This is a genomic window from Streptomyces sp. NBC_00513 (genome assembly GCF_041431415.1).
Taxonomy (GTDB): Bacteria; Actinomycetota; Actinomycetes; order Streptomycetales; family Streptomycetaceae; genus Streptomyces.
The window spans coordinates 2,321,349-2,337,923 of record NZ_CP107845.1 but is presented as its reverse complement, the minus strand read 5'-3'; the positions used below and the strand labels follow the sequence as shown (position 1 = coordinate 2,337,923).

Annotated in this window: 11 protein-coding genes; 7 read left to right on the top strand and 4 right to left on the bottom strand. The window is 73.0% G+C overall.

Annotated features, from left to right (window positions below; translation table 11 throughout):
- Window positions 1-7: 7 nt before the first annotated feature.
- The 3 genes from OHA84_RS11005 (at window position 8) to OHA84_RS10995 (ending at window position 7,139) form a co-directional block, all read left to right on the top strand.
- The gene (locus OHA84_RS11005; protein WP_266971969.1) at window positions 8-739 is read left to right on the top strand and encodes a VIT1/CCC1 transporter family protein; all 732 of its coding nucleotides are present in this window, start codon (window positions 8-10) and stop codon (window positions 737-739) included.
- A 336-nt stretch (window positions 740-1,075) separates the two neighbouring features.
- Entirely contained in the window at window positions 1,076-5,686 is a 4,611-nt protein-coding gene (gene gltB, locus OHA84_RS11000; protein WP_266971971.1) for a glutamate synthase large subunit, read from the top strand.
- On the top strand, window positions 5,679-7,139 hold the full coding sequence (locus OHA84_RS10995) for a glutamate synthase subunit beta (RefSeq protein WP_053680043.1): 1,461 nt from the start codon (window positions 5,679-5,681) through the stop codon (window positions 7,137-7,139). The genes gltB and OHA84_RS10995 overlap by 8 nt, the downstream gene beginning before the upstream one ends.
- A 146-nt stretch (window positions 7,140-7,285) precedes the next feature.
- Here OHA84_RS10995 and OHA84_RS10990 read toward each other — a convergent pair whose 3' ends face one another.
- Complete coding sequence (locus tag OHA84_RS10990; protein ID WP_371591354.1) at window positions 7,286-10,180, bottom strand: AAA family ATPase; 2,895 nt, start codon at window positions 10,178-10,180, stop codon at window positions 7,286-7,288.
- A 151-nt stretch (window positions 10,181-10,331) separates the two neighbouring features.
- Between OHA84_RS10990 and OHA84_RS10985 the strand changes: the two genes are divergently transcribed.
- Window positions 10,332-11,015 carry a hypothetical protein gene (locus tag OHA84_RS10985; protein ID WP_266971975.1) on the top strand — a complete coding sequence of 228 codons (684 nt, stop codon included), beginning with the start codon at window positions 10,332-10,334 and terminating at the stop codon, window positions 11,013-11,015.
- 372 nt (window positions 11,016-11,387) lie between these two features.
- The gene (locus OHA84_RS10980; RefSeq protein WP_266947006.1) at window positions 11,388-12,680 is read left to right on the top strand and encodes a DUF1906 domain-containing protein; all 1,293 of its coding nucleotides are present in this window, start codon (window positions 11,388-11,390) and stop codon (window positions 12,678-12,680) included.
- Between the two features lie 8 nt (window positions 12,681-12,688).
- Here OHA84_RS10980 and OHA84_RS10975 read toward each other — a convergent pair whose 3' ends face one another.
- From OHA84_RS10975 to OHA84_RS10965, 3 genes are all read right to left on the bottom strand, one after another.
- Complete coding sequence (locus OHA84_RS10975; RefSeq protein WP_266971977.1) at window positions 12,689-13,216, bottom strand: pyridoxamine 5'-phosphate oxidase family protein; 528 nt, start codon at window positions 13,214-13,216, stop codon at window positions 12,689-12,691.
- Between the two features lie 36 nt (window positions 13,217-13,252).
- Window positions 13,253-13,981 carry a VWA domain-containing protein gene (locus OHA84_RS10970; protein ID WP_053680188.1) on the bottom strand — a complete coding sequence of 243 codons (729 nt, stop codon included), beginning with the start codon at window positions 13,979-13,981 and terminating at the stop codon, window positions 13,253-13,255.
- A 150-nt stretch (window positions 13,982-14,131) separates the two neighbouring features.
- Window positions 14,132-14,719, bottom strand: coding sequence for a PadR family transcriptional regulator (locus OHA84_RS10965; RefSeq protein ID WP_266947003.1), 588 nt, complete (start codon window positions 14,717-14,719; stop codon window positions 14,132-14,134).
- Between the two features lie 175 nt (window positions 14,720-14,894).
- On the opposite strand from OHA84_RS10965, the gene OHA84_RS10960 reads away from it, so the two are divergent.
- Window positions 14,895-15,620 carry an SDR family NAD(P)-dependent oxidoreductase gene (locus tag OHA84_RS10960; protein ID WP_078999102.1) on the top strand — a complete coding sequence of 242 codons (726 nt, stop codon included), beginning with the start codon at window positions 14,895-14,897 and terminating at the stop codon, window positions 15,618-15,620.
- Window positions 15,617-16,492, top strand: coding sequence for an alpha/beta hydrolase (locus OHA84_RS10955; RefSeq protein WP_266971980.1), 876 nt, complete (start codon window positions 15,617-15,619; stop codon window positions 16,490-16,492). The genes OHA84_RS10960 and OHA84_RS10955 overlap by 4 nt, the downstream gene beginning before the upstream one ends.
- Window positions 16,493-16,575: the final 83 nt, after the last annotated feature.

The following is a 16,575-nucleotide window of genomic DNA, read 5'->3' as shown; positions in this document are numbered from 1 at the left end:
ACGCCGCATGTCCATCATCGACACCGAAGCACCGCTGCACACCGCCCACCGCGACAACCACACCCACCGTGACGTCAACGGCGGATGGCTGCGGCCGGCCGTGTTCGGGGCGATGGACGGACTGGTCTCCAACATCGCCCTGATGACCGGAGTGGCGGGCGGCGCGGTCGCGCCGCAGACGATCGTCATCACCGGCCTCGCCGGTCTGGCCGCAGGCGCCTTCTCGATGGCCGCCGGCGAATACACCTCGGTCGCCTCGCAGCGCGAACTGGTCCTGGCGGAGCTGGACGTGGAGCGTCAGCAGCTGCGCAAGCACCCGATCGACGAGATGGAGGAGTTGGCCGAGCTCTACGTCTCGCGCGGCGTCGCCCCCGCCCTGGCCCGCGAGGTGGCGATGCAGCTGTCCCGCGACCCGGAGCAGGCGCTGGAGATACACGCCCGCGAGGAGCTGGGCATCGACCCCGACGACCTGCCGTCGCCGCTGGTCGCGGCCGTGTCGTCCTTCGGCTCGTTCGCCCTGGGCGCGCTGCTTCCCGTACTGCCCTACCTGCTCGGCGCCACCGCCCTGTGGCCGGCCGTCCTGCTCGCGCTGATCGGACTCTTCGCCTGCGGTGCGGTCGTCGCCCGGGTCACCGCCCGCTCCTGGTGGTACAGCGGACTGCGGCAGCTCGTCCTGGGTGGTGCGGCCGCCGGTGTGACGTACGTCCTGGGAACCTGGATCGGCGGCGCCGTAGGCTAACCGGCGCGGGAGTGAGACACTATGCGGTACACAACATAAGTAGTCCGTTACCCGGCGGTTTCGATTCCGTGTCCGCGGGGCATCAGGACAGGGCGTCGGGCAATGGTGCCCGCTCCGTGCCGGGACAGCCGCGGCCCGTGACGCGTCCGCAGATGTTCATGAGATCCAAGGGACCTCCCCGCAGGCCCCTTCTCCCCCTTCGGGCATGTCCGCATGTTGGAATGCGATATCCGCTTCTCGGGATTGCCGTCATCATGTAACCTGCACGAAATTTTGCAGAGGGCCAACGTCGTCCCTCGGCCATGCACATATGCCACGACGACGACGGGAGAGCCGATGCGTTCCGCATCCACGCACTCCGCGACCGGCCTCAGCACCACCGCCTGGTCGCCCATGGACGGTCGCCCCGCCCAGCAGGGCATGTACGACCCGCGCAACGAGCACGACGCCTGCGGCGTCGGCTTTGTGGCCAACCTCAGCGGCGAGGCCAGTCACACGCTGGTCGAGCAGGCGCTGACCGTATTGCGGAACCTCGAACACCGCGGCGCCACCGGCTCCGAGCCCGACTCGGGCGACGGCGCCGGAATCCTGTCCCAGGTGCCGGACGCCTTCCTGCGCGAGGTGGCCGGTTTCGAGCTCCCCGAGGCCGGCGCGTACGCCGTCGGCATCGCCTTCCTCCCCGCCGACGGCACCGCACAGGCCGTCGCCGTGGAACGCATCGAGGCCATCGCCGTCGAGGAGAACCTCACGGTCCTCGGCTGGCGCGAGGTCCCGGTCACCCCGGACCTGCTCGGCAACGGCGCCCGCGCCACCATGCCCGCCTTCTCGCAGCTGTTCGTGAGCAACGGGGCGAGCGGCATCGAGCTGGACCGCAAGGCGTTCGTGCTGCGCAAGCGCGCCGAGCGCGAGGCCGGCGTGTACTTCCCGTCGCTCTCCGCCCGCACCATCGTCTACAAGGGCATGCTGACCACCGGCCAGCTGGAGCCCTTCTTCCCCGACCTGTCCGACCGTCGCTTCGCGTCGACGCTCGCCCTGGTCCACTCCCGGTTCTCGACGAACACCTTCCCGTCCTGGCCGCTCGCCCACCCGTACCGCTTCGTCGCGCACAACGGCGAGATCAACACGGTCAAGGGCAACCGGAACTGGATGAAGGCCCGCGAGTCCCAGCTCGCCTCGGACGTCTTCGGCGAGGGCGACCTCGACCGGATCTTCCCGATCTGTACCCCCGACGCCTCCGACTCGGCCTCCTTCGACGAGGTCCTGGAGCTGCTCCACCTCGGCGGCCGCTCGCTCCCGCACAGCGTGCTGATGATGATCCCGGAGGCGTGGGAGAACCACGCGTCCATGGACCCGGACCGCCGCGCCTTCTACCAGTACCACTCCACGATGATGGAGCCCTGGGACGGCCCGGCCTGCGTCACCTTCACCGACGGCACCCAGGTCGGCGCGGTCCTCGACCGCAACGGTCTGCGCCCCGGCCGCTACTGGGTCACCGACGACGGCCTCGTCGTCCTCGGCTCCGAGGTCGGCGTGCTCGACATCGACCCGGCCAAGGTCGTCCGCAAGGGCCGCCTGCAGCCCGGCAAGATGTTCCTCGTCGACACCGCCCAGAAGCGGATCATCGAGGACGACGAGATCAAGGCCGAACTGGCCGGCGCCGCCCCCTACGCCGAATGGCTGGAAACCGGCGAGATCGAGCTCGAAGACCTTCCCGAGCGCGAGCACATCGTCCACACCCACGCCTCGGTCACCCGCCGCCAGCAGACCTTCGGCTACACCGAGGAAGAGCTGCGCATCATCCTCGCGCCGATGGCCCGCACCGCCGGCGAGCCGCTCGGCTCCATGGGCACGGACTCCCCGATCGCGGCCCTGTCCGAGCGCCCCCGGCTGCTCTTCGACTACTTCACTCAGCTCTTCGCGCAGGTCACCAACCCGCCGCTGGACGCCATCCGCGAGGAGCTCGTCACCTCGCTGCTGTCCTCGGTGGGCCCGCAGGGCAACCTGCTGGAGCCGACCGCCGCCTCCTGTCGCAGCGTCACCCTGCCCTTCCCGGTGATCGACAACGACGAGCTGGCCAAGCTGATACACGTCAACGCCGACGGCGACATGCCCGGCATGAAGGCCGCCACGCTCTCCGGCCTCTACCGGGTCTCCGGCGGTGGCGAGGCACTCGCCGCCCGCCTGGAGGACATCCGCGGCGAGGTCGACGCGGCCATCGAGAACGGCGCCCACCTGATCGTCCTCTCGGACCGTCACTCGGACGCCGAGCACGCGCCGATCCCGTCGCTGCTGCTCACCGCCGCCGTGCACCACCACCTCATCGCCACCAAGCAGCGCACCCAGGTCGGCCTGCTGGTCGAGGCCGGCGACGTCCGCGAGGTCCACCACGTCGCGCTGCTCATCGGCTACGGCGCCGCCGCCGTCAACCCGTACCTCGCCATGGAGTCCGTCGAGGACCTGCTGCGCGCCGGTACCTTCCTGTCCGGCCTGGAGCCGGAGCAGGCCATCAAGAACCTGATCTACGCGCTCGGCAAGGGCGTCCTGAAGGTCATGTCCAAGATGGGCATCTCCACGGTCGCCTCCTACCGCGGCGCCCAGGTCTTCGAGGCCGTCGGCCTCGACCAGGAGTTCGTCGACACCTACTTCGGCGGCACCGCCACCAAGATCGGCGGCGCCGGCCTCGACGTCGTCGCCAAGGAGGTGGCCGCGCGCCACGCCAAGGCGTACCCGGTCTCCGGCATCGCCGCCACGCACCGCGCGCTGGAGATCGGCGGCGAGTACCAGTGGCGCCGCGAGGGCGAGCCGCACCTGTTCGACCCGGACACGGTCTTCCGTCTCCAGCACGCCACGCGCAACCGCCGGTACGACATCTTCAAGCAGTACACCGACCGGGTGAACGAGCAGTCCGAGCGCCTGATGACGCTCCGCGGACTCTTCGGGTTCAAGACCGGCGAGGCGGGCGACCGGCCGTCGATCCCCGTCGAGGAGGTCGAGTCCGTCGCCGACATCGTCAAGCGCTTCTCCACCGGCGCCATGTCGTACGGCTCCATCTCCAAGGAGGCGCACGAGACCCTCGCCATCGCCATGAACCAGTTGGGCGGCAAGTCCAACACCGGTGAGGGCGGCGAGGACCCGGACCGCCTGTACGACCCGGCGCGCCGCTCGTCCATCAAGCAGGTCGCCTCCGGCCGCTTCGGCGTCACCAGCGAGTACCTGGTCAACGCGGACGACATCCAGATCAAGATGGCGCAGGGCGCCAAGCCCGGCGAGGGCGGCCAGCTGCCCGGCCACAAGGTCTACCCGTGGGTCGCCAAGACCCGGCACTCCACCCCGGGCGTCGGCCTGATCTCCCCGCCCCCGCACCACGACATCTACTCCATCGAGGACCTGGCTCAGCTGATCCACGACCTCAAGAACGCCAACCCGGCGGCCCGCATCCACGTGAAGCTGGTCTCCGAGGTCGGCGTCGGAACGGTCGCCGCGGGCGTCTCCAAGGCCCACGCGGACGTCGTCCTCATCTCCGGCCACGACGGCGGAACGGGCGCCTCGCCGCTCACCTCGCTCAAGCACGCAGGCGGCCCCTGGGAGCTCGGCCTCGCCGAGACCCAGCAGACCCTGCTCCTCAACGGGCTGCGCGACCGCATCGTGGTCCAGACGGACGGCCAGCTCAAGACCGGCCGCGACGTCGTCATCGCCGCGCTGCTCGGCGCCGAGGAGTTCGGTTTCGCGACCGCGCCGCTCGTCGTCTCCGGCTGCGTCATGATGCGCGTCTGCCACCTGGACACCTGCCCCGTCGGCATCGCCACCCAGAACCCGGTCCTGCGCGAGCGCTTCTCCGGCAAGCCCGAGTTCGTCGTCAACTTCTTCGAGTTCATCGCGGAGGAGGTGCGCGAGATCCTCGCCGAGCTGGGCTTCCGCACCATCGAGGAGGCCGTCGGCCACGCCGAACTCCTCGACACCAGCAAGGCCGTCACGCACTGGAAGGCCCAGGGCCTCGACCTGGAGCCCCTCTTCCACGTGCCCGAGCTCCCCGAGGGCGCGGTCCGCCACGCCCTGATCGAGCAGGACCACGGCCTGGAGAAGGCGCTCGACAACGAGCTGATCAAGCTCGCCGGCGACGCCCTGAACGCCGCCACGGCCGAAGCCGCCCAGCCGGTCCGCGCCCAGGTCGCGATCCGCAACATCAACCGGACCGTCGGCACCATGCTCGGCCACGAGGTCACCAAGAAGTTCGGTGGAGCGGGCCTGCCCGACAACACCATCGACCTGACCTTCACCGGTTCGGCCGGCCAGTCCTTCGGCGCCTTCCTGCCGCACGGCGTGACGCTGCGCCTGGAGGGCGACGCCAACGACTACGTCGGCAAGGGCCTCTCCGGCGGCCGTGTCGTGGTCCGCCCGGACCGCGGCGCCGACCACCTCGCCGAGTACTCCACCATCGCCGGCAACACCATCGGCTACGGGGCCACCGGCGGCGAGATGTTCCTGCGCGGCCGTACCGGCGAACGCTTCTGCGTCCGCAACTCCGGCGCCCTCGTCGTCTCGGAGGGCGTGGGCGACCACGGCTGCGAGTACATGACCGGCGGCCAGGCCGTCGTCCTGGGCGAGACGGGCCGCAACTTCGCGGCCGGCATGTCGGGCGGCGTCGCGTACGTCATCGACCTCGACCCGAACAACGTCAACGTCGGCAACGCCGGCGCCGTCGAGACCACCCTCTCCGACACCGACAAGCAGTGGCTGCACGACGTGGTGCGTCGCCACGAGGAGGAGACCGGCTCGACCGTGGCCGCGAAGCTCCTCGCCGACTGGTCCGTCGCGGTGGACCGCTTCAGCAAGATCATCCCGACCACGTACAAGGCAGTGCTCGCCGCCAAGGACGCCGCCGAGCTGGCCGGACTCTCGGAGTCCGAGACCACCGAGAAGATGATGGAGGCGGCGATCAATGGCTGACCCGAAGGGCTTCCTCACCACCCCGCGCGAGACCGCCTGTTCCCGTCCCGTGGCCGACCGGCTCAAGGACTGGAACGAGGTCTACGTTCCGGGCTCGCTGCTCCCGATCATCAGCAAGCAGGCCGGCCGCTGCATGGACTGCGGCATCCCGTTCTGCCACAACGGCTGCCCCCTCGGGAACCTGATCCCGGAGTGGAACGACTTCGCGTACCGCGAGGACTGGTCGGCGGCGTCCGAGCGCCTGCACGCCACGAACAACTTCCCGGAGTTCACCGGGCGCCTGTGCCCGGCCCCCTGCGAGTCGGCGTGCGTCCTCGGCATCAACCAGCCCGCCGTCACGATCAAGAACGTCGAAGTCTCGATCATCGACAAGGCCTGGGACAACGGCAACGTCACCCCCCAGCCGCCCGAGCGGCTGTCCGGCAAGACGGCAGCCGTCATCGGCTCCGGCCCGGCGGGTCTCGCCGCGGCCCAGCAGCTGACCCGGGCGGGCCACACCGTGGTCGTGTACGAGCGCGCCGACCGCGTCGGCGGCCTGCTGCGCTACGGCATCCCCGAGTTCAAGATGGAGAAGGTGCACATCAACCGCCGCATCGAGCAGATGCGCGCGGAGGGCACCAAGTTCCGCACGGGCATCGAGGTCGGCCGCGACATCACGGCCACCGACCTGCGCAAGCGGTTCGACGCGGTCGTCATCGCGGCCGGCGCCACCGTCTCCCGCGACCTGCCGGTCCCCGGGCGCGAGCTCAAGGGCATCCACTTCGCGATGGAGTACCTGCCGCTCTCCAACAAGGTGCAGGAGGGCGACTTCGTCACCCCTCCGATCACCGCCGAGGGCAAGCACGTCGTCGTCATCGGCGGCGGCGACACCGGCGCGGACTGCGTCGGCACCGCCCACCGCCAGGGCGCGGCCTCGGTCACGCAGCTGGAGATCATGCCCAAGCCGGGCGAGGAGCGGAACCCCAACCAGCCCTGGCCGACCTTCCCGATGCTGTACAAGGTCACCTCGGCCCACGAGGAGGGCGGCGAGCGGGTCTACTCCGTCTCCACCACCCACTTCGAGGGCGACGAGGACGGCAACGTCCAGTCCCTGCACCTCGTCGAGGTCGCCTTCGAGGACGGCAAGCTCGTCCAGAAGGCGGGCACCGAACGCGTCCTCCCGGCGCAACTGGTCACCCTCGCCATGGGCTTCACCGGCACCGACCAGGAGAACGGTCTGGTCCAGCAGTTCGGCCTGGACCTCGACGCGCGCGGCAACATCGAGCGCGACGCCTCGTACGCGACCAACGTGGGCGGCGTCTTCGTCGCCGGCGACGCCGGCCGCGGCCAGTCGCTCATCGTGTGGGCCATCGCGGAGGGCCGCTCGGCCGCCCGCGGCGTGGACCGCTTCCTGACGGGCGCCAGCGCCCTGCCGTACCCGGTCAAGCCGACGGACCGTTCCATCACCGTGTAGTACCGACGGTGCACCCTCCCCCGGGCCTTCCGGGGGAGGACCCCTCATACGGCCCGTACAACGACGTACGGAAACCCGACACCGCGCCCGCCATGTCCCCGACCAGGGATGGCGGGCGCGGTGGCGTTCCCGGCAGGCCGGCGGCCTCAGCGGGGCGTCGAGCGGACCGTCAGGGCTGCCAGGGCCGAGCGGCTGGTGACGCCCGTCTTGTGGAAGATGTGCGACAGGTGGGTGTCGACCGTGCGCGGGCTCAGCCGCAGGCGCGCTGCGATCACCGGGGTGGTGAGGCCCTCCGCGACCAGGGCGGCGATCTGCTGTTCGCGCCGGGTCAGGGCGGGGAACCCGGACCCCCCGGCGGGCGTGGCCGCGGGTGGCCCCGGGGCCCGGGCAGGGCCCGCCGCGGGCGCCGGCGTGGCCGGGCCGGGGGCCGGCGCGGGTGCCGGCGGTGGTGGTTCGGGGGTCGGGGGGCGGGCGAGGTCCGCGAGGCCCGTCAACAGCCCGGCCCCGCCCGCCGCGGCCAGCCGGTGGCCCTGCTCCCACAGCGGCGCGGCCGCCGCCGCGTCGGCCGTCAGGGAGGCCCCGAACAGCAGCGACAGGGCCTCCCACAGGGTGGCGCCCGAACGCCCCGCCTCCTCGGCCGCCTCCACGAACCGACGCGCCGCCCCGGCCGTGTCGCCCCGGGCCGCCAGGAGCTGACCCTCGCCGCGCAGTGCCGCCGCCCGCTGGGCGGGCAGGTCGAGCAGGTCCGCGTCCCGGCGGGCCCGGGCGGCCCACGCCTCGGCGGCGGGCAGGTCGCCGTCGGCGACGGCGGCGGTGACCAGGGCCTCCAGGAACAGGGGCCGCATGGACGGCTGGAGTGCGGCCAGGTCCGGTCCGCCACCGGCTCGCAGCATCGCGGACCGGGCCCGCCGGGGATCGCCCCCGTGCAGCGCGGCGTAACTGAGGACGCACCACGCGAGGGAGGCCCACCAACTGGTTCGGGGGCCGGCCGCGGCGACGGCCTCCTCGGCGACGGTCAGCGAGGTCCGGTCGCCGGGCGGCAGCGCGGCGATCAACACCTGCGCCTTGTTCGACAGGACGAGCGCGAGCAGTTCGTCGCTCCCGATCCCGCGGGCGATGCTCTCGGCCTCGTCGGTCAGTTCCAGCGCCGACCCCAGCCGGCAGGTGTTCATGTGGACGATGGCCTTGCAGAGCAGCAGGTGCGGCAGCAGGTGCAGGGGGCCGCTGCGCCGGGCGATGGCCAGCCCCCGGTCGGCGTGCCGTTCCGCGTCGGTGTACCGCTCCAGGTAGAACTCGGCCCAGCCCAGCCGGGCCAACGGTTCGCACAGGTCGGCGAGGTCCCGGTCGGTGAGCGCGTCCACCCGGGCACCGGCGCGGTCGGTGAACTCCCGGGCGGACGCCAGATTCCCCTCGTACGCCTCGCCGAGCGCCGCGACGGCCAGCGCCGTGGCCGCCGCCGGCTCGTTGCCGAGGGTCCGGGCCAGCTCGAAGGTGCGCTGTACGTCGGCCCGTACGGTCGGGTAGGCCGAGGCGTGCGGGGCGGACGAGCCGAGCTCCAGGCCGAGGGCCACCGCGTCGGCCGGTCCGGGCGCGGGGGTGCGGGACAGCTCGCGCCGCAGCAGCGACACGGCGGCCGGGTAGTGCCCGAGGTGGCGTTCCATCGAGGCGCACAGGGTGACGGCCGCCGCGCGCACCCCGCCGTCGTCGCTCTCGGGCACCTCGGCGATCACCTCGTGCAGCAGGTCCCGGCTCTCCCGCAACGCGCCGCAGACGCTCAACGCCCGGGCCCGCCGCAGCCGCAGCTCCCGCCGCCGCACGGCGTTGTCGGGCGTGTCCGGGAGGACCCGCAGCACCACCTCCAGCCAGTGCGCGCAGCTCGCGGGGGCCGTTGTCGCGGACTGCTCGGCCGCGTCGAGCAGCACGGCCGCGAGGTCGGGGTCCCAGCGGGCGGCGAGGGCCCGTTCCACGTGGTGGGCCCGGACGGCGGCCGAGGCACCGGCCCCGGCCAGCGCCTCGGCCGCCCGCCGGTGCATGCCGGTACGGCGCCGGTGCTCGGTGTTCTCGTGGATCACCGTCCGCAGCACGGGATGGCGCAGCGACCAGCTGTCGCCCGGCCCGGGCCGCAGCAGGTCACGGCGGGCCAGCACGGCCAGGTCGGCGTCGAGCCGGGCCATGTCGGGTACGGCCGCCGTCAACGCCAGCAACGGCGCCGTGGCCTGGTCCCCGAGCACGGCGACGGCCTCGGCGGTACGCCGCTGCGCGGTGGTGAGCGGGGTCAGTTCGTCGAGGAGCAGCGCGGCGAGCCCGCCGTCGGGGACGGCCGCGCCGGCCTGTCCCTGGAGCAGGGTCAGGAAGTACAGCGGGTTGCCCTCGCTGGCGGCGTACAGCCGGGCGGCCCGGGCGGGGGGCAGGCCGGGCGCGAGCCGGGCGACGCAGGCCTCCTCGGGGAGCGGTCCGAGGTCCAGGCGCAGGACGGCGGCGGTGTCCACGCCCCGGGTGAGCGCGGCGGTGAGCGAGGGCGAGGTCTGCCGGTCCCGCCGGGCCACGGCGATGATCACCGGGGTGCGCGGGGGATGCCGTACGAGGTGGTCGAGCAGCTCCAGCGAGGCCGGGTCCGCCCAGTGGAGGTCGTCGAGGGCGATGAGCAGGCCCGGTCCGCCGCGGCCCAGGCGGGTGAGCAGACGCCCCGTCGCCCGGTGCACGGCGAACCGTTCGGCGTCCGCGCCGATCCCGCCCGCGTCCACCCCGTACAGGACGGGGGCGGCCGCCGCGGCGTCCGGCCCGTCCGGCGGCCCCGCGTCGAGGTCGGTGAAGGCGTCGGTGAACACCCCGAAGGGGATGTGCCGCTCGAACTCGGCCGCCCGGCCGCGCAGTACGGTCATGCCCCGGTCGGCGGCCCGCGCGCACAGTTCCGTCAGCAGGCGGCTCTTGCCGATTCCCGCGGCGCCCGTGAGGTCGACGACGGCGGGGGCGCCGCCGTCGAGCACCTCGACCAGGTGCCGGAGTTCGGCGGCCCTCCCGACCAGTGGAGTCCTGCGCATCATCAGCCCCCCGAGTCGGCGCCGGCCCGGACCGGTACACCCGGATTGTCTCCCGTACGCCCGGCCTACGTAGGTGGTTCCACGGATGTGGGACGGCAGGCGGGCTGTCACGCTCGGAATCGACTCCGGCTGTGTCTGACGAGGAGGCCGCATGCGTCGATTACGCGTACTCGTGGTTGCGTTCCTGACCGTTCCCGCGCTCGCGCTCGCGGGCTGCGGAGGGCATGGGGCGCCCCGGTCCCTGCCCTCCGATCCGCTCGTGCCGAGCACGACGATGTCCTCCGCCGCCGCACCGACGCCCACACCCTCCCCGACACCCACACCCACACCCACCCCCTCGCCGACCCCGACGTGCACGGTCACCTCCGGCATGGGCCCGGACGAGAAGGCCGACTACCTCAAGGCCCTCAGGAGCAAGGACCGCCCGGACTACAGCGCCCTGTTCATGACGGACACCGGGGTCTACCTGAGCCTGAAGGACGGCAAACGCCCGTGCGAGGCGGTGGAGGTGAAGATCAGCCACTTCCGGGTCGACATGACCCGCGCCACGAGCAAGCCGGGCTACTCCCACTCCTACAAGCCGATCAACACGGTCGTCGTCAAGGTCGGGCCCAGCGACGGGTTCGCCCCGGGGAGCGTCCCCCCGCCACCGCAGGTATGCGGGGGAACGCTGTCCGTCCTGTACGTCGGTGACGAGATCACCGAGGACGACCTGCCGGACGAACTCCGGCTCCCGAGCGCCGATTCCTCGATCGACTGGACGCTGGTCGTGCTCACCGCGGACCGCGCCCTCGACGGGGTCTTCCAGCCGCCGGCCGGCGTACGGGACTGCTGAGCCGGCCCGGCGGGACGGCGCGCCGTGGGGGTGTGCGTCGACCGCCGGGCCACGGGGCCGCTCCTCGGCGGGGGAGCGGGAAACACGACGGGCGGTACCGCTGGGGGGCGGTACCGCCCGTCGTGACGGGTCGTCACGGCGCCCGTCGTGACGGGGCCGGGCCCGGTTCGCTCGTGCGGGTGACGCGTCGCGGGAGCGGCGAGGGCGCCGGTTCCGCCCGACGAGGGCCGGACACCGGTCCGGGGTTCGGCGGGCCGGATCCGGGAGGGGGCGGGGGCCGCCGCCCGGGCGGGTCCGACCGTAGGCCGTACGGCCCATGTACGGCGGATCGCGGCGCGGTTGAGGGCACCTGCCGTCTGGTAACTGTGGCCCATGCCCTCCCGAATGCTGCTGCTGCGCTGTCTGCTGGGCGCCGCCCTGCTCATGCCCGCCCAGGCCGCGGTCGCCGTCACCGCCCCGGGCGGCGAAGGACGCACCGTCGACTACCGCGGGCTGCGGCTCACCGTCCCCGCCGACTGGCGGGTCGTCGACCTCGACCGGACCCCCGACGCCTGCCTGCGCCTCGACCGGCCCACGCTGTACCTCGGCCACGCCGGGACCCAGGCCGAATGCACCGGCCGGGCCGCCGTCAACCGCGCCGACACCCTGCACCTGGAGCCCCTCGACGGTGCCCCGCCGCGCGCCGACGTCCCCACCCTGAAGGCGAGCCCCGGGGCTCCGCTCCCGCGGACCGGGAGCGACAGCAACGAGCTGCGGTACGCGCTGCGCGGCTCCGGGGTGATGGCCACCGTCTCGTACGGCACCGGGCCCGACGCGGTACGCGGCCTCCTGGAGCGGGCCCGCCGCACGCCGGCCGGCGCCCCCGGGACGGCGGTTGACGTCGTGACCGCCGCCCTGCCGGCGCCCCGCAGCGCCCAGGAACCGTTCACCGGCCTCGGCTTCGACGCCTGCACCGCCCCGACCCAGCCGGCGATGACCGCCTGGCGGCAGGGCTCGCCCTTCGGCGCCGTCGGCGTGTACATCGGCGGCCTGGCCCGGGCCTGCGCGCAGCCGCAACTGACCTCCGGCTGGATCCGCAGGCAGACCGGGGCGGGCTGGCACCTGATGCCGATCTGGGTGGGCCCGCAGCCCTGGCGCAGCAACACCACCGGGCTGTCCACCGACCCCTCCCGGGCCAACGAGCAGGGCATCGCCGCCGCCGAGGGCGCCGCCGACGCGGCACGGTCACTGGGCCTGGGCGCGGGCACGCTCCTCTACAACGACCTGGAGCACTACACCGATCGGGCCACCTGGGACGCCCCGGTCGTGGCCTACCTCACCGCCTGGACGGTGCGGTTGCACGAGCTGGGCTACAAGTCGGCGGCCTACGTGCACGCGGCCTCCGGGGTGCCGGCGCTGAGCGCGCACCACCACCAGGCGCCGCAGGCCATGCCGGACGTGCTGTGGGTGGCCCGCTGGAACCTCTCCGCGAGCGTCTCGGACGCCGACATGGGCCTGCCCACCGGGACGACCAAGTGGGCGGGCCCGCGCCGGGCCCACCAGTTCCGCGGCGGTCACGACGCCACGTACGGCGGGGTGACGATCAACATCGACCGCAGTTGGATCGACGTCGATCCCCGCCTCCTCGTCGTCCCCGGGGCGATCGGGCTCGGCCCCCTGGCCTGAGGGTCGTCTCAGCCGGCGGGGGAGTCCTCGGCCGGGTCCTCGCGCGGCGGCTCGTCGTCGTTGCCCCGGCGCAGGGTGTGGACGCCGCGCGCCGGGGTCCACGTCCGCACCACCAGGTCGTCGCCCTCGACGGTGATCCGCACGATCTCCGTCAGGTCGGCGTGGAAGAGGTGGAAGGGGTGCGGGGTCTCGGTCTCCTCCGCGTACCGGTGGAGCTCCGGCGGGTCCACGAGCTCCAGCGCCCGCCCGGAGATCCGGACGTCCCCGCCCTCCATCTCCTCGCCGGGGCCCGGGTTGGAGTGCAGCGCGAAACGGGGGTCGCGCTGGAGGTCCCTGGCCTTCATGGAACCGGCCATCATGCCGAGCCACAGTTCACCGCCGCGGATGTCCACGTTCAGCCCGGCCAGTCGGGGCGAGCCGTCCTTGCGGAGGGTGCCGAGGACGTGGTGCGGATACCGTGCGAAGCGGGCCCGGACGGCCGCCGCGAACTCCGGCTCCGCCGTCTCGAACACGGCCCAGTTGTTCGTCGTCGTCATCCCTCCATCCAAGCGCGGATCGCGCGCCGCCGCCGCTCAGACGCGCACGATGCCGGCCGCCCGGGCCGCCGCCAGCCAGGACGGGAACTCCGCGACCAGCCGGTCGTACAGCACGTCGTCCGGGACCCGGCGCGGATCCTCGCCGGCGTGGAAGTAGCCCGCGTTGTCGACGACCCGCTTCGCGGGGACGGGCAGTTCGTCGAGGCGGCGCAGGAAGTCGAACTGGGTGCTGCGGGTGTTGCCGAAGCCGACGAACTGCCAGAACAGCGGCAGCCGGGCGGCCTTGCAGAGGTAGCGCTCCGCCGCGAGCTTGTTGATCGGGCCGCCGTCCGTCTGGAAGACCACCAGGGCCGGGGCCGAGGAGCCCGAGTCGAGGTAGTGGTCGATGACCGCGTCCATCGCCAGGTGGTAGGCCGTCTTGCCCATGTGGCCCAGGCCGGCGGCGATCTCGGTGACGCGCCCGGCGTGGTCGGCCAGGGAGACCTCCGCGACCGCGTCCACCTCCGTGGAGAAGAACACGACGGGCACCCGGCCGTCGGTGTCCAGGTGGGCGGAGAGCCCCAGTACCCGATCGGCGAGGGACTGCACGCTGCCGTCCTGGTAGTACGGGCGCATCGACCCCGAGTAGTCCAGGACCAGGTACACGCAGGCCCGACCGCCCTCCATGCCGTGTTTGCGCAGCGACACCCCGGCGCTCTTGTACAGGTTCACCAACGCCGGAGCGGCTTCTTCCAACTTGCGGAGGTTTATCGCGCTACCCGTCATGGCGCCGAGCGTACGGCAGCCGGCGGCGCCGAAACCCGGTGTCGCGCCGGCCGCTCCCAGGCCCCCGTGCGATCGGATCATCGGGCCCGCGACGCGCGGCGCCGGGCTCCGAGGAGACGGACTCGGCCGCCGCCGCGGGTTCCGCCGGGCCTACGGCCGTGTGCCGCGCTCCGCCGCGAGTGCCTCGATGTCGTCGAGCATCGCGGCCGCCAGGTCGCGCTCGGAGGCGTAGTACCGTTCGGCCCACTTGAGGGTCAGCGCCGGGTAGGCCCAGGAGGCCTCCTGTTCGGCCTCTTCCGCGTCCGCCACCGCACTGAGGCGCATCGTCTCCGCGAACTCCCGTTGCCGTAGCAGGACTTCGCGCATCTGCTCCGGCTCCAGCAGGTGGCCGAGCCACAGTCGGAGCATGGGGCCGTGCTTGAGCACCGGTGGGTCGACCGGCGCCTCGCGCGCCCATTCCCGTACGGCCGTCATGCCTTCGTCGGTGATCCGGTACACGCGTTTGTCGCGGGTGCCGGTCTCCTGGGCGATCAGGCGCGAGGAGGCGTATCCGGCCTTCTCCAGCCGCTTGAGTTCGCTGTAGATCTGACTGAAGGACGGGCTCCAGTAGAAGAAGCGCAGCGATCGGTCGGACCACTTCTTCAGGTCGTAGCCGGAGAGCTCCTCGCCGAAGGAGAGCAGCCCGAGCACTGCCCAGCCGGTCGCGGGGAGGGTGCGCCTGTTCGTCTCGTCTGCCACGCGGCGCAGTCTACGACCGGTCCGCGCGGGCTCTCTTCCCTCGACAGAACGTGACTGCTAGAAGTATTCCTCATAGGCATACCTGGCCCCGTCCCCCCGGGAGGCGTGCGTGGAGACCATCCGCCGGTGGGGCCGGAAGGTCATCCCGCGCTCACGTGCCCTGGAGGGCCGAACCGTGATCCCACTGGACGGCAAGGTCGTCGTCATCACCGGCGCCGGGCGCGGGCAGGGCGCCGCCGAGGCCCGCCTGTGCGCGGAGGCGGGAGCCCGGGTCGTCGTCACCGACATCCGGGAGGAGGAGGGCCGGGAGGTCGCCGCGACCCTGGAGGACCAGGGGCTGTACGTCCACCACGACGTGGCCGACGCCGACGGCTGGGCCCGGGTCGTACGGGAGGCCGTGGCCGCCTTCGGCACGATCTCGGCGCTCGTCAACAACGCGGCCCTGTGGCGCACCGCCCACGTGGAGCGGCAGTCCCTCGCCGACTTCGAGGCGCTGCTGCGGGTCAACCTGCTCGGCCCCTTCCTCGGCATCCAGGCCGTCGCCCCCGTCATGCGCGCCGGCGGGGGCGGTTCGATCGTCAACGTGTCCTCCACCGCCGGACTGGTCGGCATCCCGGGCCACGCGGCCTACGGATCCACCAAGTTCGCCCTGCGCGGGCTGACCCGGTCGGCCGCCCTGGACCTGGCGGGGGACCGGATCCGCGTCAACTCCGTACACCCGGGCGCCATCGACACCCCGATGATCTCCGCAGTGTCGGACAAGGACTGGTCCCACGTGCCGCTGGGCCGCATGGGCCGGCCCGAGGAGGTCGGGGAACTGGTCCGGTTCCTCTGCTCGGACGCCTCCTCGTACGTCACCGGCGGCGAGTTCACCGTGGACGGGGGGACGACGGCCCGATGAGCGACTCCCTCTCGCCCGCCGCCCGGCGGCTGTGCGACCTCATGGCCGCGGCCTTCCCCGGCCCCGGCGACCCGGACGCCCTGCGGGCCGCGGCCACCGCCGGCGGGCGCGCCCCCGGACCCGCGGTGGCCGACGTGCACGACGACGACGCCCGCGGGGTCCCCGTCCGCGTGTACGACCCCGACCCCGGAGCCTCGGGGCGCCCGCTCGTCGTCTACCTCCACGGCGGCGGCTGGGTCATGTGCGACCTCGACACCCATGACCCCGGCTGCCGCCGGCTCGCCGCCGCCTCGGGCGCGGTCGTCGTCTCCGTCGACTACCGGCTCGCCCCCGAACACCCCTGGCCCGCCGCGCCCGACGACGCGCTGACCGCGCTGCTGTGGGCCCGCTCCCGAGCCGCCGCGCTGGGCTGCGACCCCGACCGGACGATCGTCGCCGGGGACTCCAGCGGGGGCACCCTGGCGGCCGTGACCGCGCTGCGGGCCCCCGAACTCCTCGCGGGCCAACTGCTGTTCTACCCGCCCCTGGACGCGGCCATGAACACCCCGTCCGCGGAGAGGTACGGGCGGGGGTACTTCCACACCGCCGCCCACATGGCCTGGTACTGGGACCGGTACGGCGGGGACCCCGCGCACCCGCACGTCTCGCCGCTGCGCGCCCCCGACCTGACCGCACTGCCGCGCACCCTGATCGTCCTCGCCGACTGCGACGTGCTGCGGGACGAGGGGCTGGCCTACGCCCGCCGGCTGGGGGAGGCGGGCGTGGACTGCGGCGTCCAGCTGTACCCGGGCGTCTTCCACGGCTTCCTGGGCACACCGCTGCCGGCCGCCGGCGCGGCGTACGCGGCGGCCGCCGCGTGGATCAGGGGCTGAGGGGGCGGCACGGTCCGGCCCGTGGAGGCCGTGCGGTGCTCCCCGGACGCGCCCGGGCGCCGGCGAACCGCTGTCGAAGATCG